The 21,916-nt window shown below is 71.9% G+C and carries 24 protein-coding genes; 19 read left to right on the plus strand and 5 right to left on the minus strand.

Annotation, left to right across the window (positions count from 1 at the left end):
- The first annotated feature begins 71 nt into the window (after positions 1-71).
- The 5 genes from ACIBK5_RS14030 (at position 72) to ACIBK5_RS14050 (ending at position 4,080) form a co-directional block, all read left to right on the plus strand.
- Positions 72-377, plus strand: coding sequence for a hypothetical protein (locus ACIBK5_RS14030; RefSeq protein WP_399019310.1), 306 nt, complete (start codon positions 72-74; stop codon positions 375-377).
- 51 nt (positions 378-428) lie between these two features.
- Positions 429-800: a signal peptidase I gene (locus ACIBK5_RS14035; protein ID WP_399019312.1), complete on the plus strand. Its 372-nt coding sequence runs from the start codon at positions 429-431 to the stop codon at positions 798-800.
- 97 nt (positions 801-897) lie between these two features.
- The gene (gene htpX / locus ACIBK5_RS14040; RefSeq protein WP_399019313.1) at positions 898-1,815 is read left to right on the plus strand and encodes a zinc metalloprotease HtpX; all 918 of its coding nucleotides are present in this window, start codon (positions 898-900) and stop codon (positions 1,813-1,815) included.
- Positions 1,816-1,823: 8 nt separating this feature from the next.
- A complete protein-coding gene (locus ACIBK5_RS14045; RefSeq protein ID WP_399019994.1) occupies positions 1,824-2,411 on the plus strand; it encodes a hypothetical protein in 588 nt (195 codons plus the stop codon).
- A 40-nt stretch (positions 2,412-2,451) separates the two neighbouring features.
- On the plus strand, positions 2,452-4,080 hold the full coding sequence (locus tag ACIBK5_RS14050; protein WP_399019315.1) for an alpha/beta fold hydrolase: 1,629 nt from the start codon (positions 2,452-2,454) through the stop codon (positions 4,078-4,080).
- Between the two features lie 18 nt (positions 4,081-4,098).
- Here ACIBK5_RS14050 and ACIBK5_RS14055 read toward each other — a convergent pair whose 3' ends face one another.
- A complete protein-coding gene (locus ACIBK5_RS14055) occupies positions 4,099-4,710 on the minus strand; it encodes a TetR/AcrR family transcriptional regulator (protein WP_399019317.1) in 612 nt (203 codons plus the stop codon).
- 94 nt (positions 4,711-4,804) lie between these two features.
- On the opposite strand from ACIBK5_RS14055, the gene ACIBK5_RS14060 reads away from it, so the two are divergent.
- The gene (locus ACIBK5_RS14060; RefSeq protein ID WP_399019319.1) at positions 4,805-5,878 is read left to right on the plus strand and encodes an aldo/keto reductase; all 1,074 of its coding nucleotides are present in this window, start codon (positions 4,805-4,807) and stop codon (positions 5,876-5,878) included.
- Here ACIBK5_RS14060 and ACIBK5_RS14065 read toward each other — a convergent pair.
- Positions 5,866-6,180, minus strand: coding sequence for a hypothetical protein (locus tag ACIBK5_RS14065; RefSeq protein WP_189724648.1), 315 nt, complete (start codon positions 6,178-6,180; stop codon positions 5,866-5,868). The two genes, ACIBK5_RS14060 and ACIBK5_RS14065, sit on opposite strands and share 13 nt — an antisense overlap.
- 228 nt (positions 6,181-6,408) lie before the next feature.
- Here ACIBK5_RS14065 and ACIBK5_RS14070 point away from each other — a divergent pair, with 228 nt between their 5' ends.
- The 10 genes from ACIBK5_RS14070 to ACIBK5_RS14115 all read left to right on the plus strand — a co-directional run bounded on the left by ACIBK5_RS14070 (position 6,409) and on the right by ACIBK5_RS14115 (position 15,802).
- Positions 6,409-6,768, plus strand: coding sequence for an arsenate reductase family protein (locus tag ACIBK5_RS14070; protein ID WP_399019321.1), 360 nt, complete (start codon positions 6,409-6,411; stop codon positions 6,766-6,768).
- Positions 6,769-6,878: 110 nt separating this feature from the next.
- The gene (locus ACIBK5_RS14075; protein ID WP_399019323.1) at positions 6,879-7,601 is read left to right on the plus strand and encodes a hypothetical protein; all 723 of its coding nucleotides are present in this window, start codon (positions 6,879-6,881) and stop codon (positions 7,599-7,601) included.
- 358 nt (positions 7,602-7,959) lie between these two features.
- Positions 7,960-8,991, plus strand: coding sequence for a glutamine synthetase (gene glnII, locus ACIBK5_RS14080; protein WP_399019324.1), 1,032 nt, complete (start codon positions 7,960-7,962; stop codon positions 8,989-8,991).
- 87 nt (positions 8,992-9,078) lie between these two features.
- On the plus strand, positions 9,079-10,014 hold the full coding sequence (locus tag ACIBK5_RS14085; protein WP_399019326.1) for a DUF6891 domain-containing protein: 936 nt from the start codon (positions 9,079-9,081) through the stop codon (positions 10,012-10,014).
- Positions 10,015-10,195: 181 nt separating this feature from the next.
- Entirely contained in the window at positions 10,196-10,339 is a 144-nt protein-coding gene (locus ACIBK5_RS14090) for a hypothetical protein (RefSeq protein WP_399019328.1), read from the plus strand.
- Between the two features lie 6 nt (positions 10,340-10,345).
- Complete coding sequence (locus ACIBK5_RS14095; protein WP_399019330.1) at positions 10,346-10,933, plus strand: winged helix-turn-helix domain-containing protein; 588 nt, start codon at positions 10,346-10,348, stop codon at positions 10,931-10,933.
- A gap of 74 nt (positions 10,934-11,007) precedes the next feature.
- On the plus strand, positions 11,008-12,018 hold the full coding sequence (locus ACIBK5_RS14100; protein ID WP_399019331.1) for an NAD-dependent epimerase/dehydratase family protein: 1,011 nt from the start codon (positions 11,008-11,010) through the stop codon (positions 12,016-12,018).
- 102 nt (positions 12,019-12,120) lie between these two features.
- Positions 12,121-13,386 (plus strand): sensor histidine kinase, encoded by a 1,266-nt coding sequence (locus ACIBK5_RS14105; protein WP_399019333.1) that lies wholly within the window; start codon positions 12,121-12,123, stop codon positions 13,384-13,386.
- A complete protein-coding gene (locus ACIBK5_RS14110; protein WP_399019335.1) occupies positions 13,371-14,024 on the plus strand; it encodes a LuxR C-terminal-related transcriptional regulator in 654 nt (217 codons plus the stop codon). The genes ACIBK5_RS14105 and ACIBK5_RS14110 overlap by 16 nt, the downstream gene beginning before the upstream one ends.
- Before the next feature lie 203 nt (positions 14,025-14,227).
- Positions 14,228-15,802 (plus strand): DUF1996 domain-containing protein, encoded by a 1,575-nt coding sequence (locus ACIBK5_RS14115; RefSeq protein ID WP_399019336.1) that lies wholly within the window; start codon positions 14,228-14,230, stop codon positions 15,800-15,802.
- Between the two features lie 116 nt (positions 15,803-15,918).
- Here the strand turns inward: ACIBK5_RS14115 and ACIBK5_RS14120 are convergent, their stop codons facing one another.
- Positions 15,919-16,368, minus strand: coding sequence for a hypothetical protein (locus tag ACIBK5_RS14120; protein ID WP_399019338.1), 450 nt, complete (start codon positions 16,366-16,368; stop codon positions 15,919-15,921).
- A gap of 145 nt (positions 16,369-16,513) precedes the next feature.
- Between ACIBK5_RS14120 and ACIBK5_RS14125 the strand changes: the two genes are divergently transcribed.
- The 3 genes from ACIBK5_RS14125 (at position 16,514) to ACIBK5_RS14135 (ending at position 19,832) form a co-directional block, all read left to right on the plus strand.
- Positions 16,514-17,038: a tetratricopeptide repeat protein gene (locus ACIBK5_RS14125; protein ID WP_399019340.1), complete on the plus strand. Its 525-nt coding sequence runs from the start codon at positions 16,514-16,516 to the stop codon at positions 17,036-17,038.
- Positions 17,039-17,086: 48 nt separating this feature from the next.
- On the plus strand, positions 17,087-19,048 hold the full coding sequence (locus ACIBK5_RS14130; protein WP_399019341.1) for a hypothetical protein: 1,962 nt from the start codon (positions 17,087-17,089) through the stop codon (positions 19,046-19,048).
- 94 nt (positions 19,049-19,142) lie between these two features.
- Complete coding sequence (locus ACIBK5_RS14135) at positions 19,143-19,832, plus strand: TetR/AcrR family transcriptional regulator (RefSeq protein WP_399019343.1); 690 nt, start codon at positions 19,143-19,145, stop codon at positions 19,830-19,832.
- 6 nt (positions 19,833-19,838) lie between these two features.
- Here the strand turns inward: ACIBK5_RS14135 and ACIBK5_RS14140 are convergent, their stop codons facing one another.
- Complete coding sequence (locus ACIBK5_RS14140; RefSeq protein WP_399019344.1) at positions 19,839-20,195, minus strand: 5-carboxymethyl-2-hydroxymuconate Delta-isomerase; 357 nt, start codon at positions 20,193-20,195, stop codon at positions 19,839-19,841.
- 28 nt (positions 20,196-20,223) lie between these two features.
- Positions 20,224-21,843 carry a SpoIIE family protein phosphatase gene (locus ACIBK5_RS14145; protein ID WP_399019996.1) on the minus strand — a complete coding sequence of 540 codons (1,620 nt, stop codon included), beginning with the start codon at positions 21,841-21,843 and terminating at the stop codon, positions 20,224-20,226.
- Between the last annotated feature and the right edge of the window lie 73 nt (positions 21,844-21,916).

Consider the following 21,916-nt stretch of genomic DNA (forward strand, 5'->3'; position numbering starts at 1 on the left):
GCCGCACAGGCGGCGGGGGCGCGGTCGTATGTTCTATTCTTCAGACAGGACCACACGGGGGTGGAGTGGGAATGTCCGAGCACGAACAGGACGGCCAGGAGCGCGAGTTCGACCTCAGATGGGCGGACGACGCCGAGCACAAGGAGCCCTCGGCCCGGGCCCGCATGCTCGCCGCGCGCTGGAAGCACAACCCTCCCGGCCCCGTACCCTTCCGCCCCGACCCCGACCACCGCTCACGCCGCCGCCGCTCCGGCTCCGGCTCCCGCTCCCGCTCCCGCTCCCGCTCCCGCTCGTCGTGGATCTCCACGGCCGTGGTGTTCGGCTGTGTGGCGGCGCTGATCGTGCTGCTGGGGTACATCAACTTCCGGGCGCCGTAGCGGAGCGTGCGCCGAGAGGGCCTCGCCAGGCGGCTGCTAGCGTCCCCGCGCGTGGACGACAGTGTGTATGTGGGCAACGCCGGCAAGGACGCCGCGCTGGACCGTGGGTGGATCCTCGGGCACTTCAAGGACGTCGGAGACCCCCGGCGCAGCGAGGCCGTGGAGATCAAGTGGGGGGTTCACCCCCGGGGTGACGAGCGGGCCGAGTGGGTGCGGGGCGAGGAGCGGACCGCGCTGCTGGTGCTGATCAGCGGGCGCTTCCGGGTGGAGCTTCCCGGGCGCAGCGTGCTGCTGGAGCGGCAGGGGGACTACGTCGTGTGGGGGCGTGGGGTCGATCACTCCTGGGTCGCGGAGGAGGAGTCGGTGGTGCTGACCGTGCGGTGGCCGTCCGTGCCCGGGTACGCGGTGGGCGCGGGCGGCTGACGCCTTTGCCTGTCCTGGGGCCGATCACGACCCGTTCATGGGCGGGGCCGGGTGCACACTGGCAGTGGGACGAGTGCCTGACTGCGGGGTGATGCAGATGCACAGCCGCTTCCGGAGCGACCGGCGGTTGACCACCCGTATGGGGATCACGCTGTTCCTGCTCGGGTTGTTGTACGTGGGGTTCGTGGCGGCGCTGATCGTGCTGCTGAAGTCCTGGGTGCTGGTCGTGGTGGTCGCGGCCGGCCTGTTGGGGGCTCAGTACTGGTTCTCGGACCGGATCGCGCTGTACGCCATGCGCGGGCGGGTCGTGGAGCGGGAGGAGTTTCCCGAGCTGCACGGGGTCGTGGACCGGCTGTGTGCCATCGCGGACATGCCCAAGCCGGTGGTGGCCGTCTCCGAGATGGACATGCCGAACGCGTTCGCGACCGGGCGGAACCCGGACCACGCCGTGGTCTGTGTGACGACCGGGCTGCTGCGGCGGCTGGAGCCGGCCGAGCTGGAGGGCGTCCTCGCGCACGAGCTGTCGCATGTGGCGCACAAGGACGTCGCCGTGATCACGGTCGCGTCCTTCCTGGGTGTGATCGCGGGGCTGATCGTGCGGTTCGCGTTCTACTCGCAGGTGTTCGGCGGAGCCAGGAGGGACCAGAACACGGCCGCGATCTTCGCCGCGGTGATGGGGGTGGCCGCCGCCGTGTACGCGATCAGCTTCCTGCTGATCCGGGCCCTGTCCCGGTACCGGGAACTGGCCGCCGACCGGGCGGCCGCGCTGCTCACCGGCCGTCCCTCGGCACTCGCCTCCGCCCTCACCAAGGTCTCCGGCGAGATCGCCCGTATCCCGACCAAGGACCTGCGCACGGCCCAGGCCTTCAACGCCTTCTACTTCACCCCGGCGCTGGGCCGCGACCCCGGTGTCGCACGGCTCTTCTCGACCCACCCGAGCCTGGAGCAGCGCCTCGACCAACTGGGCCGGATCTCCGCCGAGCTGGGCGAGGCGGCGGCGCCCGGAGGAGTGTGAGCACGGACATGGGGCTGCTGGACATCCTGCTCGGCCGGACCAAGCCGGTCGTGGCGGATCTCGACCGGCTCTTCGCCCTGCCGTCGGCGGCCGTGACCCTGGAGGCCGCGGCGGGCTTCGCCCCGACCGGGCAGGGCGCGGTGTGCTTCGCCACGGTCGAGGGCGCGGCCTTCGAGCAGACCCACCGCGAGGTGCAGGCCCTGCTGGACGCCGACACCGACCGCGACGGCCCACCGGTGGAACTGCGGCAGGACGACTACGGCTACTCCTGGCTGGTCTCGCACCGCTCCCCCGACCAGCTGCCCGCGCTCGTGAACGACCTGCACGCCGTGAACAGCCAGATGGAGGTCAACGGATTTGGCCCGCAACTGCTGTGCTCCCTGGCCGGGTTCCGCGACCGGGCCGGCCGGCGACTCGCGCTGGTCTACCTCTACAAGCGCGGCACCTTCTATCCGTTCGCGCCCCTGCCGGGCGGCGAGGCGCAGCGGCGCGACAACGCGCTGGAGCTCCAGGTGCGGGCGGCTCTCGACGGCGACCTGCGGATCGAGCAGGATCTCGGCCGCTGGTTCCCGGTGTGGGGAGCGCCCGGCCTCTGATCGCCCCTCATGTGCCTGCGCGGCGTGAGTGAATGACCGTATGAGTGAGCTGGAGCTGGTCCCTTTCACGCACACCACCGGCGGTGAACGACTCAGCGGGCTGTACGGCGGAGCCGGTGCTTCGGCGAGAGCGACCGCCGTGGTCCTGCACGGCGCGGGCAACGGCAGCAAGGAGCGGCTGGTGCCGTTGCTGTCGGAGTTCGCCGGACACGGCTGCCACGCCCTGGCCTTCGACTTCTCGGGCCATGGGGAGAGCACCGGCCGGCTGCGGGAGCTGAGCCTGCGCCGCCGTTTCGAGCAGGTCGTGTCCGTGATCGACGCGCACGCGCTCGGGGACGCGCCGCTGATCCTGGTCGGGTTCAGCATGAGCGGTCAGACGGTGGCCGATCTCGCCCGGCACTACGGGGACCGGGTGGCGGCCCTGGGGCTGTGCGCGCCCGCGGTGTACGCGGCCGAGGCATGGGACGTGCCCTTCGGGCAGGGCGACGGGCGGTTCAGCGAGATCATCCGGCGGCCCGGCGGTTGGCGTGCGTCGCCCGCGCTCGACGCGCTGCGGGCGTACGAGGGGCGGGCGGTGCTCGCGGTGCCGGGCACGGACGAGGTCATCCCGCCCGCCGTGACGGAGGCCGTCTCGGAGGCGCTGGCCCGGCGCGCCCAGTTCACCCACTGGGAACTTCCCGAGGCGCGGCACCGGTTGGGCCTGTGGTTCCGCGACCGTCCCGACGACCGGCGGGAGTTCGTCACCGCCGTGCTGACCGGGCTCGGCGAGCAGGGCTGGACGGCGACCCGGGCCTGGGTGGCCAAGCAGCTCCCGGAAGGCCGTACGGTCGACAAGTCGTCTTTCCTGAAGGGTGGTTGGAGCGCCCAGATGCGGCGGCTCACCCTCGACGACGGCACCTCCCTCGCCCTGCGGACCTTCGTGAAGCCCTTCTTCCGGCGGCACGCCCCCGGGCTGCTGGCCCGCGAGGCCGACGTGCTCACGCTGCTGGCCGGGCAGGAGGGCGTGCCGGCCCCCGAGCTGATCGGTGTGGACGCGACCGCCGAGCACTGTGACCATCCGTCCCTGTTGATGTCCGTGCTGCCGGGGCGGGTCCGGGTCGACGAGGAGGACCTCGACGCTCGCGTGGAACTGCTCGCGGCTCAACTGGCCGCGATCCACCGGGTCGTCCCGGAGGAGCGTCCGCGCACGTACCAGGCGTGGACGTCGCCGACGGGCGTCCCTCCGGGCTGGGAACGGGCCGTGGACGTCATCCGCCGCGATTCCCCGCCGTACGAGGGCTGTTTCCTGCACCGGGACTTCCATCCCGGGAACGTGCTGTTCACGGGCTCGGGACCGGGTCTGCGGATCGGCGGTGTCGTCGACTGGGTGGAGACCTCGTGGGGTCCCGCCGACCTGGACGTCGCCCACTGCTCGACGGCGCTCGCGCTGCTGTACGGCCCGGAGTACGGCCTCGGATTCCGCGAGCGCTACGAGGCGCACGGCGGGCGGCACCTGGCCGACGGCCCGGACCATCTGTACTGGCGGCTGCTCGACGCGCTGGCCTACGTCCCCGACGCGGCGAAACTGGCGGTCCCCTGGCGGGAGCTGGGGCGGACGGATCTGACGCCGGAAGTGCTGGCCGGGCGGCTGGAGGCCTACGTGGCGGGGCTGCTGGAACGGTACGCCTGAGGCCGGGTCCTCGAGGTCTCAGGCCCGTACGTACACGCCCGCGCGTGCCGCCGTCGCGGCGGCCTCGGCGGCCCGGTCGGCCGCGGCACCGTCGAGCCGGGCGCCGCTGATCAGCAGGTGGTAGTAGAGCGGGGCGGAGACGGCGCGGATCACCTCATGCGTGTCGGTGCCCTCGGGCACCTCGCCCCGGTCGACGGCCTGCCGCACGCAGGGAGCCCATTCCCGGACGCGGATGTCGTAGAAGCGCCGCAGCGCCGCGGCCGTCCTGGGGTCGCCGGTGGCGGCGGCGATCAGCGCTTTGAACAGCGGCCCCTGCCGAGGATCCGTCAGGGTGCGCTGCACGAGCCGGGCGTTGGCCGTCAGGTCGCCGAGCAGCGAGCCGGTCTCGGTGCGCGGCGCGGACTGCTCGGCCATGTCCAGCAGGAGGTCGGCCACCAGCCCGGTGACCGTCGCCCAGCGGCGGTAGACGGTCGTCTTGCCGACTCCGGCGCGCCGGGCGATGTCGGCCAGGTCCAGGCCGGTGAAGCCCTGCTCGGTCAGCGCGTCCTCGGCCGCCCGCAGCACCGCCTCCCGTACCCGCGCCGTGCGCCCTCCCGGCCGTACGGTCCCCGGCTCGCCTCCGTCAGCCATAACGGCACTCCCGTTCCATTAAGCGGTTCACCCTGCTACCTTAGTGACTGTTAACGGAACCACAGACCTGTTAACTCGACCGAAAGGGGCCGAGATGGAATACAGGCGATTGGGCGCGTCCGGGCTGATGGTGCCCGCGCTGAGTTTCGGGGCCGGCACCTTCGGCGGGCAGGGCCCGCTGTTCGGCGCGTGGGGCACGACCGACGCGCGGGAGGCGCGCCGCCTGGTGGACATCTGCCTGGACGCCGGGATCACGATGTTCGACACCGCCGACGTCTACTCCGCCGGCGCCTCCGAGGAGGTGCTGGGGCAGGCGATCAAGGGCCGCCGGGACCAGGTGATCGTCTCCACCAAGACCGGCCTGCCGACGGGCGACGGACCGGGCGAAGCGGGCTCCTCCCGCTCCCGGCTGATCACCGCCTGCGAGGACGCCCTGCGCAGGCTGGGAACCGACCACATAGACCTTTTCCAGCTCCACGCCTTCGACGCCGGGACACCGGTCGAGGAGGTACTGGCCGCGCTCGACACACTCGTCCAGGCGGGCAAGGTGCGCTACACGGGCGTCTCCAACTTCTCCGGCTGGCAGGTGATGAAGTCCCTCGCGGCCGCGGAGCGGCACGGCCGGCCCCGTCATGCGGCCCACCAGGTGTACTACTCCCTCGTCGGCCGCGACTACGAGTGGGAGCTCATGCCGCTCGCCCTCGACCAGGGCCTCGGCGCGATCGTCTGGAGCCCGCTCGGCTGGGGGCGTCTCACCGGCAGGATCCGCCGCGGCGCACCACTGCCGCCCGGGAGCCGACTGCACCGCACGGCCGAGTACGGACCGCCCGTCCCCGACGAGCAGCTCTACGACGTGGTCGACGCGCTGGACGAGATCGCCGAGGAGACGGGCAGGGCCGTGCCGCAGATCGCCCTCAACTGGCTGCTCCAGCGGCCGACCGTGTCCTCCGTCATCATCGGCGCCCGCAATGAGCGGCAACTGCGCCAGAACCTCGGCGCCGTCGGCTGGAGCCTGAACCCCGAGCAGGTGGCGAGGCTCGACGCCGCGAGCCACCGCCCGGCGCCGTACCCCTACTTCCCCTATGAACGCCAGGAGGGTTTCGCCCGGCTGAACCCACCGGTGTTCCCCGCGCCGGGAACACCGGTGGGACAGCTTCAGCGCGCGTAGCGCATGAACGCCCGCACCATGTGGCACGTCGTGTCCGACGGCGGGTGGACACCGATCTGCTCGGCCGCGCCGCGGATCGTCTCGTTACGGGCCTGGTTCGGCATATAGACGCCGGAGTCGAGCAGGGCGATGGCGAGGCGCATCGCCTTGAGGCGACGGTTGTGCGTGACGTACCACTCGCGCGGCCGGCCCGGCGGCAGCGGCCGCTTCTCCACGGGCGCGTAGGGCAGGTCGAGCAGGACGGGACGCTTCGCGGTGGACTGGGTGGGCAAGGGCTTCGACTTCAGAGCGGCAGCGGGCACAGGCATCCTCCTGTCGCGGTCGGGCGGCCACCGGAGTCCTCTGCGACCCCGGCGCCACCCTCGAACACTGCTTATATTCTACCGCCGGGCACTGACAACGGGGAGTCCGCCAGGCACGGCAAATGCCCTGGTGAGCAGGGAAATTGGCATCGCGTCACGGCAGGTCCGCGAGGGGCGCATGAGTCGGCAGAAATTCGAACAACATCGGCAGCGCGTACCGTGACCCCCATGGAGATCTGGATCAATCCGGCCTGTTCGAAGTGCCGTAGTGCCGTGTCGCTGCTCGACGCCGAGGGGGCCGACTACACCGTCCGCCGCTACCTGGAGGACGTGCCGAGCGAGGAAGAGATCCGTGGCGTTCTCACGCGCCTCGGGCTCGAACCCTGGGACATCACCCGCACCGGGGAGGCGGTCGCCAAGGAGCTCGGGCTCAAGGAGTGGCCGCGGGACGCCGGTTCGCGTGACCGGTGGGTCAAGGCGCTCGCCGAGCACCCGAAGCTGATCCAGCGCCCGATCATCACGGCGGACGACGGCACGGCCGTGGTGGGCCGCTCCGACGAGGCCGTGCGGGACGCCCTCTCCCGCTAGAACCGCCCCGTGACGCAGGTCACTTCACTGACTCCTGTAACCGCTGAGTAACTTCGTTCGGTATCTCGTACATAGCGACGTACGCTCCCCTACCTCTTCAGGAGGCGCGCATGTCGCGTAGGAGAACTCTCGGTCCGAAGAAGAAGATCGCGCTGCTGGTGAGCGCGGTGACCGTGGCGGGAGGCGGGGCCTTCGTCATGGCGAGCACGTCGAACGCCACGCCGCCGGCCGCGAACACCAAGTCGGCGGCGGAGTCGACGGCCTGCCTGGGACTCGCCACCGCGCTCGGCAACAACGAGAAGTTCATCGCCGACCAGCAGGCCAACCCCGACGCGCAGTCGGAAGCCCGGATCGCCAACCGCGAGGCGGTCATCGAGGAGATCAAGCGGAAGCAGGAGGCGTCGGGGTGCACGGTTGGGGAGTCGGCTCAGGACTCCCAGGCCGCGCAGCCGTCGCAGCCCGCGCAGGGCGGTGAGCAGGCCGGCGGCGAGCAGGACGCGGCCGGGGGCGCCGAGGCCTCTGCGCCGGCGGAGCCCGCGGAGTCGGCTCCGGCGGAAGACGCCGGCGGTGGCGCCGCGGCCTCCGGACAGCAGGTGTGCAACGGCTCCACCGTCACGCTCTCCGGCGAGGGCGGTGCGCCTGCCGCGTCCAGCAACCAGTTCCCGGTCGGCACACAGCTGAAGGTCACCAACCTGGACAACAACAAGTCCACGACGGTGGAGGTCACTTCGGCCTCCGGTAGCTGTGCGCTGCTCAACAACGCGGCCTTCGAACAGGTCCGCGAGCCCGGCAAGTTCCTGATCCGCCGGGCCGTGATCGAGAAGGTGGGGTGATGCCGGACGGCCGAACGGGTCACTGAGGCGGCGGCCAACCCCTCGGCCGCCCCCTCGGTACGTGTCACCGGTCCTGCTGCTCCCGGCCAGGAGCAGCAGGACCGGCACGTCCGGGTCACACAGGCGACGGTCACCGGCTTGACGGAGGGAAGCCGGTGGCCGCCCCCTCCCCCGGGCAGAACGCCCTCTCGGCGTGAAGTACGGCACAGGCACACCAGGTAACACGGGGTTCACATTCGAGCAATGGCCGGGAAATCGCCCGTTGACAGGCTGCCGGGCAGTTGACGCGGCGCACCGGTGCCGCAGCGCCGCAGCACCCGCGATACGCGCCCAGACACACCCCCGAAGGATGTGGCCCGTGACCTTCAAGGCTGAGTACATCTGGATCGACGGCACCGAGCCGACGGCCAAACTGCGTTCCAAGACCAAGATCATCACGGGCTCGCCCGCCGGTCTCGACGCACTGCCGATCTGGGGCTTCGACGGGTCGTCCACCAACCAGGCCGAGGGCCACGCCTCGGACTGTGTCCTCAAGCCGGTCTTCACCTGCCCGGACCCGATCCGCGGCGGCGACGACATCCTGGTGCTGTGCGAGGTCCTGAACATCGACCTCACCCCGCACGCCAGCAACACCCGTGCCGCGCTGGCCGAGGTCGCCGAGAAGTTCGCGGCCCAGGAGCCGATCTTCGGCATCGAGCAGGAGTACACGTTCTTCCAGGACGGCTACCCGCTCGGCTTCCCCAAGGGCGGCTTCCCGGCCCCGCAGGGCGGCTACTACTGCGGTGTCGGCGCGGACGAGATCTTCGGCCGTGAGGTCGTCGAGGCCCACCTGGACAACTGCCTGGAGGCGGGCCTCGCCATCTCCGGCATCAACGCCGAGGTCATGCCCGGCCAGTGGGAGTTCCAGGTCGGCCCGGTCTCCCCGCTGGAGGTCTCCGACCACCTGTGGGTCGCCCGCTGGCTGCTCTACCGCACCGCCGAGGACTTCGACGTCGCCGCCACCCTCGACCCGAAGCCGGTCAAGGGCGACTGGAACGGCGCCGGCGCGCACACCAACTTCTCCACCAAGGCGATGCGCGAGAACTACGACGCGATCATCACCGCGGCCGAGTCGCTCGGCGAGGGCTCCAAGCCGCTCGACCACGTCAAGAACTACGGCGCCGGCATCGACGACCGCCTGACCGGTCTGCACGAGACCGCCCCGTGGAACGAGTACTCCTACGGCGTCTCCAACCGCGGTGCCTCGGTCCGTATCCCGTGGCAGGTCGAGAAGGACGGCAAGGGCTACATCGAGGACCGCCGTCCGAACGCCAACGTCGACCCGTACGTGGTGACCCGCCTGCTCGTCGACACCTGCTGCTCGGCGCTGGAGAAGGCCGGCCAGGTCTGACCGGCACCACCCGGCTCCCGAGGGGGCGCACACCGTTCGCGGTGGGCGCCCCCTCGCGTTGTCGGTGGGGCGTGTCAGGCTGACGGCATGGAGATCGACGGGGGCCTCGCGGCCAAGGTGAAGACGGAGAGCGGGCGGTCTTACACGTGGATCGCGGCGCGGGAGCTACGGGAGTTGGTGGAGCGGATCGGCGGGGACGACGACCACTTCCTTGTCGTGCAGCGGATACCGGACCGGCCGATGGTCTTCATCCAGACGGCACGCGACGGGGACGGGGCCTACGACCTCCAGCACCGCACGGGGTCCGTTCCGCACCTGTGGGTGACCCGGCTGACCGATCCGGGGCTCGTCGCCGAGGTGATGGTCCGCTGGGCGCGCCAGGAGGACGGCTGGGACACCGGAGTGACCTGGGAGCGCGAGGAGTTCGGGCTGCCGGCCCCGCCGCCCCCGCTCGCCCCCGGGGTCTCGGCGCGGGCCGAGGGGTACGTCCACGAGATGCTCCGGGACGGCTGTCTGGACATCGAGACGATGATCCGCGAGACGGTGTACCTGATGCGGGGCGAGGAGGACTCCTCCCCCGTCTCTCCGGCGCAGGCCCGCGAGATCGTCGAGCGGCTGTGGCTGGAGCGCGTCGACGAGCAGGAGTCGTGGAGCGAGCCGACCGACCCGGACCGGCTGGAGCGTGCCTTCGCGGCCCTGGACCGCGCCGGCATCGTGGCCCGCGAGGACTTCACCTGCTGCCGGGGCTGTGGCATGGCGGAGATCGGCGCGGAGGCGGACGGCAAGCCGGGGGTGCGGGGGTTCGTGTTCTTCCACCACCAGGGCACGCGTGGTGCGGCGGAGGGGCACGGACTGTCGCTGTACTACGGCGGGTTCGACGGGGCAGAGGAGACCACGAAGGCCGTCGGCCACGAGGTCGTGGCGGCGCTGGCCGCGGCCGGGCTGTCCACGCAGTGGGACGGTGATCCGGGCAAGGCGATCGATGTCGTGCCCATGGAGTGGCGGAAGCGGCTGGTGGGGTGAGGTTTCGGCGGGGCGGCCGGATGTCCGGCGCGTGTCCAGGGTGTGAGAGGAGGGTCCCGGCGCGGGGGGCTCTCTGCTTCAATGGGGTCATGGCCAGCTACCAGAAGTGCACCGCGACGGGTCGTCATGACCTCGAGCCCTTCTGGCCGTCCCGTCAGGACCACGACTTCGACCGGGTGTGTTGCCGCGCGACGAACGCGCCGGCCCTCTAACGCCGTACACCCCGGCCTTCGGCCAGCGCGAACCGCGTACGTCCCTCGGCGACCCCGACCACGAACTCGCGGCCGTCGAACTCTCCGACGAACTCCTCGCGCGAAAGAGCTGACCTCTCATGGCGACCACTCGTTCTCTGTCCACCGCCGCCCTCGACACCCCTTCCGCGAACAGTGCCCGGCATCGGCTGCGTGCCGTCGACCGGGACGAGGTGGTGACCGTCGCGGATCTGCTGCCGCCGGGTGCCACCTGGCTGCCGGCGCCGCAGCACACCCTGCCCACGCTGCCGGGACAGCCGCCGATGATCGGCTATCTGGTGCTCGTCCCGGCCGACCAGCAGCCGCCGTTCCCGGTGGCGGTGCCGGACCGGCCGGAGCCCGTCGCCCCCGGGGCCGGTCCCGAGCCGGGCGGCGAGCCGCTGATCCGTGTCGACACCGGGCAGCGCACCGCCCAGGTGGCCGGCCGGCCGCTCGACCTCACCTATCTGGAGTTCGAGCTGCTCGCCCACCTGGTGGCGCACCCGGGCCGGGTGCACACCCGTGACCAGCTGGTCGGCACGGTGTGGGGCTACGGGCACGTGGGCGACGGCCGTACGGTCGACGTCCATGTCGCCCGGCTGCGCCGCAAGCTGGGCGCGGAGCACCGCGACACGATCCGGACGGTACGCCGGGTCGGGTACAAGTACGTGCCTCCGGTGAGCCACTGAGCCGCCGGCCCCGGTCCGTCTGCTGACGGCAGATCCCCTTTCCGTCCCGCCGCCCCACCGGGCAGAGTCAGCGCATGAGGCTTCTGATGCTGGGTGGTACGGAGTTCGTGGGGCGGACCGTCGTGGAGGCGGCCCTGGGGCGGGGCTGGGACGTGACCGTCTTCCACCGGGGGCGGCACGAGGCGCCTGCGGGCGCACGGTCGTTGCTCGGCGACCGCACCGCGCCCGACGGTCTCACCGCCCTCGCCGACGACCCCGGCGCGTGGGACGTCGTCGTCGACACCTGGTCGGCGGCGCCCCGGGCGGTGCGGGACACGGCGCGGCTGCTGCGGGGCCGCGCCGGCCGGTACGTGTACGTGTCGAGCTGCTCGGTGTACGCGTGGGCCCCGCCCGCCGGGTACGGCGAGGACGCGCCCCTGGTGGAGGGCGCCGCGGCCGACGCGGAGCAGACCGCGTACCCGCAGGACAAGCGCGGCGGTGAACTGGCCGTGCTGGACGCCTTCGGCGAGGACCGGTCGGTGCTCGTCCGGGCCGGGCTGATCCTCGGCCCGTACGAGAACATCGGCCGGCTGCCGTGGTGGCTGGGCCGCGTGGCGCGCGGTGGTCCGGTGCTCGCCCCGGGCCCGCGCGAGCTGCCCCTGCAGTACGTGGACGTCCGGGACCTGGCCGAGTGGATCCTGCTCGCGGCCGAGCGGAAGCTGAGCGGGCCGTACAACCTGGCCGCCCCGCAGGGGCACGCCACGACCGGCGAACTGCTGGACACCTGCGTACGGGTCACCGGCGGCGGTGCCGAACTGCGGTGGACCGAGCCCGAGGTGATCCTGGAGGCGGGCATCGAGCCGTGGACCCAGCTGCCGGTGTGGGTGCCGCCGGGCAGCGACCTGCACGACGCCCTGCACAGGGCTGACGTCTCCCGGGCGGTGGAGGCGGGGCTGAACTGCCGGCCCGTCGCCGAGACCGTGGCCGACACCTGGAGCTGGCTCCAGGACATCGGCGGCACGGCCCCACAGCGGCCCGACCGGCCGCGCTCGGGACTCGACCCGGAGGTGGAGGCGAAGGTGCTCGCGGCCGACGGAGGCGTATGAACCGCCCGCACCGCCGCGCCTCGTGAGGTGTACGTAGCACCACCCCCGGGCCGGGTGTCCCGGCCCAGTGACCCCGCACCCCCGCTCGGCGAGACTGACGTCATGACCATCGACACGAAGAGCGGTTACAGGGGAGCCAAGGGGCGGGGCGTCGCGCTCGCCGCGCTACGGGGGCTGGGGGTGGCCCTCGTATCGCTGCCGGGGGCGGTGCTGTGCTTCACCCTGTCGCTGGTGTCCATGGCGCTCATCCCGATCGGCGTCGGGCTCGTCACCACGCCGTACGTACTGAAGGGCGTGCGGGCGTTCGCGAACTGGCGGCGGGTGCTCGCGGCGGAGTGGGGCGGGGTGCGGATCCCGCCGGCGTACCGGCCGCTGCCGAAGGACGCCAACCCGTGGGCGGCCACGTTCGGGATGCTGCGCGACCCGGCGACCTGGCGGGACCTGATGTGGCTGCCGGTCGACATGACGGCCGGGTTCCTCACCGCGTTGCTGCCGGCCGCGCTGTGGCTGTATCCGCTGGAGGGCTTCGCGCTCGGGGCCGGGCTGTGGCGGGTCTTCCCCGACGGGTACTGGTACGGGTTCGTCAAGGTCACCGGGCAGGTGTCCGCGCTCGGCGCCGCCTTGCTGGGTCTGGTCGTCCTCTTCTTCGCGCACTTCCTCACCACACGGCTGCTGGACGTCCACTTCCGGCTCACCCAGGCCGTCCTGGGCTCCGGCCAGGGCGAACTGGCCGAGCGGGTGCGGGTCCTGACCGAGACGCGGCGCGACGCCGTCGACACCTCCGCCGCCGAGCTGCGGCGCATCGAACGGGACCTGCACGACGGGGCCCAGGCCCGGCTCGTCGCGGTGGGCATGGACCTGGGCACCATCGAGGCGCTCCTGGACAAGGACCCGGCCAAGGCCAAGGAGCTGATCGCACAGACTCGCACGTCCTCCGTCGAGGCCCTGGCCGAACTGCGTGAGCTGGTGCGCGGCATCCATCCGCCGGTCCTCGCCGAGCGCGGTCTCGGCGACGCGGTACGGGCGCTCGCGCTGCGGCTGCCGGTGACCACCGAGGTGAGCGTGGACCTGCCCGGGCGGGCGGAGGCGCCCGTGGAGTCCGCCGCGTACTTCGCCGTCAGCGAGGTGCTCACCAACGCGGTGAAGCACTCCGGAGCCGACCGGATCTGGGCCGACCTGCACCATGCCGACGGGATGCTGCGGGTGTCCGTCACCGACGACGGCAAGGGAGGTGCGGTGATCGGCGCCGGTTCCGGACTCTCCGGAGTGGAGCGGCGGCTCGGTACATTCGACGGCGTCCTGGCCGTCAGCAGCCCCGCGGGCGGTCCCACCATGGTCACCATGGAGATCCCTTGCGCGTTGTCCTAGCCGAAGACCTCTTCCTGCTGCGCGACGGACTCGTCCGGCTGCTCCAGGCGCACGACTTCGAGATCGCGGCGGCCGTCGAGTCCGGTCCCGAACTGGCCGCCGCCCTGGCCGAGCTGGAACCGGACGTCGCCGTGGTCGACGTACGCCTGCCGCCCACGCACACCGACGAGGGGCTCCAGTGCGCGCTCGACGCCCGTCGCAAACGGCCCGGCCTGCCGGTGCTGGTGCTCTCCCAGCACGTGGAGCAGCTCTACGCGCGTGAGCTGCTCGCCGACGGCAGTGGCGGGGTCGGGTACCTGCTGAAGGACCGGGTGTTCGACGCCGAGCAGTTCGTGGACGCCGTACGGCGGGTCGCCGCCGGGGGTACGGCGATGGATCCGCAGGTCATCCAGCAGTTGCTGGCCCGGCAGTCGAGCGACGACGGGCCGCTGGCGCGGCTGACTCCCCGGGAGCGGGAGGTGCTGGAGCTGATGGCGCAGGGCCGGACCAACGCGGCGATCGCCGGCCGGCTGGTGGTGACGGAACGGGCCATCGCCAAGCACACCGCGAACATCTTCGCCAAACTGGGACTGGAGGTCTCGGACGACGACAACCGCCGCGTGCTGGCGGTTCTGGCGTATCTCGACCACGACCGGTGAAAGCGGACCCGCCGGTTCACCGACCGTGGGTGATCAACAACTCCCGGTACTGAACGGGCTGTTGAGAACACAGAGCCCTCACGAATCTCGCATCAATTTCAGAGACATCTGAACACCCCTGGGACCACCTCCGTATGGAAGGGAGCCGCTTCACTCCTGTCGGGCGCCTCGATGCCCCCGAAAAAGGAAGTCAGAGGAGTTCCATGGGACGCAACACAAGAAAACGCCGGACGCCGATGGCCACCAAGGCCATAGCCGCATCGGCGGCCCTAGCGCTCGGTGGGGGCGGGCTGATCTGGGCAAACTTCTATGCCTCGGCGCATGAGGAGAACTCGGCGAACCAGACGAAGTCCGCGGGTGCGCAGGTCGCCACGATCCAGTGCCCGGACGTAGGACAGAGCCTGACCGACGTGCCGGACGGCGCGCGCCAGGGCGTGGACAAGGAGCTGGCGAACCTCGACAAGCAGATCAGCGAGGCCTACACCCGGCTCGCCTCCACGCGTCAGGCCCAGGCCGGTGACTCCGGCTTCGTCAACAACGCCATCCTCGGCCCGCTGAAGTCGAAGCGGACCGCCGCCATCGACCGGATCGGCATCAACATCAAGCGGGTTGGTGGCCAGGCGCCGGACAACCTCGCCCAGATGGCCGAGTGCCAGGGCATGAACGCCGACGTGAACACCAACGACGGCCAGGCCGGGGGCGATCAGAACCAGGACGGCCAGAACCAGGACGGCCAGGACGGCCAGAACCAGGACGGCCAGAACCAGGACGGCCAGGACCAGGGCGGTCAGGACCAGGGCCAGGACCAGGGTGGTCAGGACCAGGGTCAGGGCGGCAACGGCGGTCAGGGCGGCAACGGCCCGGCAGCCGCGGACTTCGTCAACATCGAGGACGTCCAGCCGAACTCCCGCAACCTGCCGAACGGTCTCGCGGCGAACGGTGACGGCGGCTCCACGGGCACCTTCACCACGCAGTGCGGCACCAACGAGAACGAGAACCGCAACTCGGACAACGTGATCGTGGCGCCCGGCGTGTCCAACGGTGCCCAGCACCAGCACGACTACGTCGGCAACCAGGCCAACAACGCCTTCGCGAGCGACGAGGACCTGGAGAACGGCGAGACGACCTGCCAGAACCAGGGCGACAAGTCCACCTACTTCTGGCCGGTCATCCGGATCCAGGACGGTTCGGACGACATCGACGCGGGTCAGCCCGGCGGCGGCCAGGACGGCAACGTCGGCAAGATCGTCGAGCCCTCGCAGGCGGAGCTGAAGTTCGTGGGCAACCGCACGAGCGACGTCGTCGCCATGCCGAAGGCCCTGCGGATCATCACCGGTGACGCGAAGTCCTTCACCAACGGCCTGAACAACGCCAACACGTCCTGGACCTGCACGGGCTTCGAGGACCGTCAGGTGACGGACAAGTACCCGATCTGCCCCGACGGCAGCAGCATGGTCCGGCTGTCCAACTTCCAGAGCTGCTGGGACGGCCAGAACATCGACTCTGCCAACCACCGCACCCACGTGGACTTCGTGGAGCAGGACGGCAGCTGCTCGAACGGCTTCCAGGCCATCCCGCAGCTCCAGGTCCGCCTGGTCTACGACGTGCAGGCGCCGCAGATCAACAACGGACAGGTCCAGAACGCTTTCGCGGTGGACTCCTTCCCGGAGCAGCTGCACAAGCCGATCACCGACCACAACGACTTCATCAACTTCTTCGACGAGAACGTGATGAACGAGATGGTCCAGTGCATCAACAACGGCGAGAACTGCCAGTAGTACCCGGGCAGTAGTACTCAGCCAGCAGAAAGCCGGCGGTGGGAATTCCCACCGCCGGCTTTCTCGTCTGTTCCGTTGTTCCGTCTGTCTTTCTCGTCCGTCCGGGTCCGGGAGGCTCAGCCGTGGTGGCTGCTGCCACCGTCGTGACCGCCCTTGTTGTGGCTGCCGCCGGGGTTCATGTGCTCGGACCCCTCCTCCATGGTCCCGCCGAGGGTGCTCTGCAGCGCCGTGACCGTCTTCTGCTGGCCCACCGCGACCCACTTGCGGCCGACGAGGTAGTAGCCGCCGTAGTCCTTCGCGCCGTTCAGCCACTCGCGCTGGCCGCGGTCGGTGGAGAAGGTCGCCAGGACGTACTTCTCCTTGCCCTTCTTGCAGAGGGCCTGGCGGATGGTGTCGGCGTCGGTCTGCATGTTCGGCTTGCACTTGGCCTCGGCCGCGATGTGCTCCAGGCTGCCGGTCACCTCTTTCGGCACGGCTGCCTCGTCCTTGCCGCCGGATCCGCAGCCGGCCAGCGCCAGTATCGCCACCGCGCCGCTCAGCGCGAGCATCGGTCGGGTCACCCTCATCTGTTCCTCCGGTCCTTGTCACGGCACGGTCCGGACGCATGCCGCACGGAGCCCCGGCAAGGGCTCTCGCCTTCGATACGGCTGCGGAGCCCGTAGCACTCAAATTCCGCTGCCTCCGTCGGCACGCCTGTGCGAGGGTGGCACGGTGAACCAGGACTGGGAAGATCGCACAGCCGCTCTGTGGGCCCGCTTCGACGACTACGCCGAAGAGGATGCGGACGAGGCGCGCTTCCGTGCCGAGGTCGACGCCCTCGTCGCCGAGCTGCCGGACGGCAGCCCGCTCGGGCCGTTCGAGCAGGCCTGCGCCTGGGACTCCACGGGCCGCTCGGACCTGGCGGTGCCCCTGTACCAGGAGGCGCTGCGGCGCGGACTCTCCGACGTCAGCCCCTACAAGGCCCGCCGGACGAAGATCCAGCTGGCCAGCTCGCTGCGGAACATCGGCCGGGCGGAGGAGGGCGTCGCACTGCTGACGCCCGAGCTCCTCGCCCCGTCCGACGAGCTGGACGACCCGGTGCGTGCCTGTCTCGCTCTGTGCCTGTCCAGCCTGGGCCGGGACCGCGAGGCGTTGTCCTTGGCCCTCGGCGCCCTGGCCCCGCACCTGCCCCGCTACCAGCGGTCGATGGCGAACTACGCCCGGCTGCTCGTGGAGCAGGAGCAGCCGCGGGGGTGACGCTCCGCGGTCAGGTGACCATCCGACCATTCGCTCGTTCTGCTGAACGTGCAGTCACAGGATGTCGCCCAGCGCCCCGCACCCTCCTCCCCCACCGGCCCGGTCGTCGACGTCGAGCAGGCCGAGGCCGCGCTCGTCGAGCACTACCCGCGGCTCGTGCGGCTCGCCTATCTGGTGCTGCCACCGGGCCTGGGCCGCAGCAGGCGGGTCGTGACCGCCCACGCGCTCACCCAGCGCGCACTCCCCCGCAACCGCACACCGGCACCGGTCATCCCGGCCCAGTCGACCGGCCGTGACGGCGACCCGGGCTACGCGCTGGTCCGCCTCCAGGTGCTGCGTACGGCGCTGGAGGCGGGGCGGCCGCTGCGGCGCAGGGCATGGCCCAGGCGGTCCCAGCTGCCGCCGCTGCTGCCGCAGGTGTGGGGCCTGAAGCTGTTCCCGCGGTCCGGCGGCGCCGACGAACTCGCCCTGGACCAGCGGCTGTCCACCCTGTCGGGACCGGCCCGGGCCGCCTACGCGCTGCGCGGCCTGGAGCGGCTCGCGGACGACGGGGTGCGCGAGGTGCTCACGGCCGCGGGTGTCGCCGACGCGGACGGCGCGCTGCTGGAGGCCGGCGGGGTCCCCGCACAGTACGGGCTGCTCGACTCCCCCGAGTTCGACCCCTGCTCGCTCCAGGCCCGGCCGACCGACCTGATGCGGCGCCGCCAGCACCTGAAGGCCGCGCTGGCCGCCGGGGCGGCGCTGCTGGTGTGCGGGGCGCTGCTCGGTCCGCCCGGCGAGGGCTGGGGTCCCGACGGCGCCGCCGCACCCCCGTACGCGCGCAACCCGGCCGCACAGGCCGCCCTGGACCCGGCGAAGCTGACCCGGGTCCCCTCTGCCGCGTGGCAGAGCTCGGCGCGCACCGACTTCTCGGTGTGGCCGGCCCGCGGCGGTCTCACCGGCGACTCGGCCCTGCTGCGCCGCGCCCTGGCCGTCTGGGCACGCCCCGGCGAGAGCGTCCAGGTGTCGGCGACGCCCGGCACCCTGTCCGGCGGCCCGGCCGGACCGCCCCAGCTGCTGTACGCGGGGAAGGTCGACGCCGCGCGCGTGGTGATCCTCTACGACGGTCTGCGCATCGCCCGCTACGCCGAGCCCGACGACGGCACACAGGGCGCCGCCCTCGACTTCGCCCGGGTCGACGGCGCCGGCCGGGCCGAGGCGAGCGCGGTGGTCCTGGGCCGGACCGACGGCAACGTCCGCTATCTGACGGCCCCCTGGGTGTCGAAGGCGGGCGAGCGGGATCTGCTGAAGCCGGGCTCCGGGGCGATGGACCTCGCCCTCACCGACGGGGTGACCGCGCCCCTGGCCAGCCCGGCCCTCAGGTCCGGTCCGTGCACCTCGTGGAACGTGCTGCAACTGGCCGACGGCAAGCGGACCCGGCTGCTGAGCGACCTCGGCGAACTGGTCCCTGCCCGGCTCACCAGCGGCCGGCCCGGCTCACCGGGAGAGGCGTCCGGCGCGGCGGCGCTGCGCACCTGGCAGCCGTATGCCTGCTCGCTGGGCTCGGTGCGCTCGGCGGGTGTGCGGAGCGTGAACGCCTGGGCGTTCAACGAGCAGCCGCTGCCGGACGCGAGCGGAGCGAGATGGGGGTCCCCCCGCCCGGAGGGTGGGGGAGGGTCGGCGGCGTGGGTGTGCACGCGGGCCGAGACCTGGCGGGGCGGCGGGGCGCGGGTGCTGGCGCAGTTCCACACGCCGGGCGGGAGGTACGGGGCGGTGGCGGCGAAGGCCGAGAACGTCCCGGCGTGCGGCGCGCGTGACCCGCATGTGCTGGCCGGGGTGCTGTGGAAGTCGGAGGGGGGCAGCTGGTATCTGCTGGCCGCGGGCAGCCGTGGGACCGAGTCGATCCGGGCGACGGGCGGGATCAGCGGGTCGGCGCGGGGCAGTCTGCTGACCGTGCCGGGCGAACGGGGGGCGCGGGCCGAGCTGAAGGGGACGCTGCGGGACGGGCGTTCGCTCGGCGGGCTGCGCTGACAGGGCCGTTCTCGTGCCCGCCCGGTGCACCCGGGTGAACTTCCGCGATCGATCCGGTCCGTTCGAGGCTGGAATCGATCGGTAAGGTGTTCGCATGACTACCGGGGTTCGCCGCAGATTGGGAGTCGAGGAGCGGCGGCAGCAGTTGATCGGCGTCGCCCTCGAACTGTTCAGCCGCCGCTCGCCCGACGAGGTCTCCATCGACGAGATAGCGTCGGCCGCGGGCATCTCACGCCCGTTGGTCTATCACTACTTCCCCGGCAAACTCAGCCTGTACGAGGCCGCGTTGCGGCGGGCGGCGGACGATCTCGCGGCGCGGTTCGTGGAGCCGCACGAGGGTCCCCTGGGGGCGCGGCTGCATCGCGTGATGGGCCGCTACTTCGATTTCGTGGACGAGCACGGGCCGGGTTTCTCCGCCCTCATGCGCGGCGGACCCGCGGTCGGCTCCTCGACGACCAACGCGCTCGTCGACTCCGTACGGCAGGCCGCGTATGTCCAGATCCTTTCGCACCTGGGCGTGACCGATCCGCCCGCGCGTCTGGAACTCGTCGTCCGGTCCTGGATCTCGCTCGCCGAGTCCACGGCGCTGATCTGGCTGGACGGCCGGCGCATCCCGCGGGAGGAACTGGAGGGCCAGCTCGTGCACGACTTCGCCGCGCTGGCCTCGGTGAGCGCCGCCTACGACGAGGAGATGGGCGCCCTGCTGCGCCGTATCTTCAAGGAGGAGCCGGCCGACGGCCCGTTCGCCGACCTGGCCGGCCGCCTCCTGACGCTGGCGACCTGAGCCCGCTCAGCCCTCGAACTTCCGGTAGGAGGCGTCCAGGTCGCGCACCTCGGCGGAGGCGTGCAGCACGATCCCGTCGGCGGTCTTCAGATACTCGCGCAGCAACTCCAGCGCGGCCTCGGTGAGCCGGGCCTTGGTGTCCTCGGTACGGCCGGCGAGCAGGGCGATGTGGACGTGGACATGGGCGTGTCCCTCGGTGTCGGACCCGACCACGATGTCCTCGGTGGGGCGGAACCGGCTCTTGCACGCCGGCGGCTTGGCGGCCGCGATGTCGACCGTCGCCTGGTGCAGCGCCTTGGCGAATCCGGGCCGGTCGAAGCCGTCCGCGAGGTCGGCGGAATAGTCGACGGTGATCTGCGGCATCAGTACTCCTTCTGGGCGGCCAACGGGGTCACCCTAACCGCAGGGCCAGCAGGGCGATGTCGTCCTCCCGGTCGTGGCCGAAGCACTGGAGGAGCACGTCGCAGAGGGTGTCCAGGGCGGTGGGGGCGTCGGCGGCGGCCGTGCGGAGCTGTTCCATGGAGGTCTCCAGGGGGATGCCGCGGGTTTCGATGAGGCCGTCGGTGACCATGAGCAGGCGGTCGGCGGGGGTCAGCTGGTGCTCGGTTGCCGGGGGGCGTTCCAGGCCCAGGCCGAGCAGCGGACCGCACGCGTCGGCGTACCGCGCGCCGCCCCCGTCGCGCAGGATCAGCGGCGGGATGTGACCGGCGTTGGCGATCCGCACCCGGCCACTGCCGGGGTCGACCAGGGCCAGGCACACGGTGGCCGTGATGTCGGGGTGGTACCGCTGGAGCATCCGGTCGAGCCGCGCGGCCAGTACGACCGGGTCGCTCTCGTCCACGCAGTAGGCGCGCAGCGCGTGCCGTATCTCGACCATGACGGTGGCGGCGTCCAGCGAGTGCCCGACCACGTCCCCGACCGCGGTGAGCACCCCGTCGCCGGTGCGCAAAGCGGCGTAGAAGTCGCCGCCGATCTCGGCCTGCCGGGAGGCGGGCACATAGCGGACCTCGATGTCGACGCCGGGCAGATGGGGCAGCTTGTGCGGCCGGGGCAGGAAGCTGTGCTGGAGGGTGAGGGCGACATGCCGCTCCACCTGGTACAGCAGCAGCGGTTCGGCGGCGAGCGCGGCGGCCTGGGCGAGCCGGGCCAGCAAGCCGTCGTCCGCGGGGCCGGTGATCGCCGCGCGCCGGACGGGCGTGGCCAGGCACACGGCCGTACGGCCGTCCTGGGCCGTCGCCACGGTCAGCAGGGCGTCCTCCTCGACGCCCGGCCGGAAGATCCCGGCCGGCCACAGCGGTGCGGGGACGACGGCGCTGTGCACGCCCGTGCGGCCCTCCGCGAGCCGGGCGGCCAGCCGGGCGGCCGCCTGGTGCGCGCCGCTGTCCGTCGGTGCGGGGCGGCTGCGGGCCGTGCCCTGGTAGGGCTCGCCGTCCGGGGCGATCACGAACACCAGGGCGGGCGAGCCGGTGAGACGTGCGGTGCCGTCGGCCGCCGCGGTGGCGAGTTCCCGGGGGCAGCGTGCCGTCTGCACCGTGATGATGGCCTCGGAGAGCAGTGTCAGCCGGTGGACGACGGTCTCGGCGCCCGCGGTGCGGCGCGCTCCGCGTACGGCGGCCCGGACGACGGCCTGGATCTCCAGCGGTTCGGCGGGCACGGTCAGATAGGCGTCACCGCCCGCGTCCAGTCCCCGGCAGCGGTCGCCGGGTGCGGTGGCGGCGGCCGAGAAGTGCACGACGGGCAGGGCGGCCATGGGCGGCAGGGCCCGGAGCCGGCGGCAGAGTTCGAAGCCGCTCATGTCCGGCAGGCCCACGTCGACGAGGGCCACGTCGGGCAGGGCGCCGTCGCGGAGCCGGACGTCGAGTTCGACGAGCGCCTCGCCGCCGCTGGCGACGGGCACGACCTGGTGGCCGGCCCGGCTCAGCACCGCGCCCATGGCGTACCGGCTGGCCGCGACGTCGTCCACGACCAGCACGGTGGTGCCGGGGGTGTGCTGCGTGCCGTTGCCGTCCATCTCGAGGAGCACCTCGGGCCGTACCTGGGTGGGGCGGACCGTCGGTCGCGGCCCGCCCCACCCAACGTAGTGC

This window comes from Streptomyces sp. NPDC050546 (assembly GCF_044457425.1).
GTDB lineage: Bacteria > Actinomycetota > Actinomycetes > Streptomycetales > Streptomycetaceae > Streptomyces.

Bases quoted from the DNA above. Each gene is read 5' to 3' on its own strand.
- ACIBK5_RS14030 (WP_399019310.1), top strand. From the start codon at position 72: ATGTCCGAGCACGAACAGGACGGCCAGGAGCGCGAGTTCGACCTCAGA.
- htpX (WP_399019313.1), top strand. From the start codon at position 898: ATGCACAGCCGCTTCCGGAGCGACCGGCGGTTGACCACCCGTATGGGG.
- ACIBK5_RS14045 (WP_399019994.1), top strand. From the start codon at position 1,824: ATGGGGCTGCTGGACATCCTGCTCGGCCGGACCAAGCCGGTCGTGGCG.
- ACIBK5_RS14050 (WP_399019315.1), top strand. From the start codon at position 2,452: ATGAGTGAGCTGGAGCTGGTCCCTTTCACGCACACCACCGGCGGTGAA.
- ACIBK5_RS14055 (WP_399019317.1), bottom strand. From the start codon at position 4,710: ATGGCTGACGGAGGCGAGCCGGGGACCGTACGGCCGGGAGGGCGCACG.
- ACIBK5_RS14060 (WP_399019319.1), top strand. From the start codon at position 4,805: ATGGAATACAGGCGATTGGGCGCGTCCGGGCTGATGGTGCCCGCGCTG.
- ACIBK5_RS14070 (WP_399019321.1), top strand. From the start codon at position 6,409: ATGGAGATCTGGATCAATCCGGCCTGTTCGAAGTGCCGTAGTGCCGTG.
- ACIBK5_RS14075 (WP_399019323.1), top strand. From the start codon at position 6,879: ATGTCGCGTAGGAGAACTCTCGGTCCGAAGAAGAAGATCGCGCTGCTG.
- ACIBK5_RS14085 (WP_399019326.1), top strand. From the start codon at position 9,079: ATGGAGATCGACGGGGGCCTCGCGGCCAAGGTGAAGACGGAGAGCGGG.
- ACIBK5_RS14095 (WP_399019330.1), top strand. From the start codon at position 10,346: ATGGCGACCACTCGTTCTCTGTCCACCGCCGCCCTCGACACCCCTTCC.
- ACIBK5_RS14100 (WP_399019331.1), top strand. From the start codon at position 11,008: ATGAGGCTTCTGATGCTGGGTGGTACGGAGTTCGTGGGGCGGACCGTC.
- ACIBK5_RS14105 (WP_399019333.1), top strand. From the start codon at position 12,121: ATGACCATCGACACGAAGAGCGGTTACAGGGGAGCCAAGGGGCGGGGC.
- ACIBK5_RS14115 (WP_399019336.1), top strand. From the start codon at position 14,228: ATGGGACGCAACACAAGAAAACGCCGGACGCCGATGGCCACCAAGGCC.
- ACIBK5_RS14120 (WP_399019338.1), bottom strand. From the start codon at position 16,368: ATGAGGGTGACCCGACCGATGCTCGCGCTGAGCGGCGCGGTGGCGATA.
- ACIBK5_RS14135 (WP_399019343.1), top strand. From the start codon at position 19,143: ATGACTACCGGGGTTCGCCGCAGATTGGGAGTCGAGGAGCGGCGGCAG.
- ACIBK5_RS14140 (WP_399019344.1), bottom strand. From the start codon at position 20,195: ATGCCGCAGATCACCGTCGACTATTCCGCCGACCTCGCGGACGGCTTC.
- ACIBK5_RS14145 (WP_399019996.1), bottom strand. From the start codon at position 21,843: ATGGACGGCAACGGCACGCAGCACACCCCCGGCACCACCGTGCTGGTC.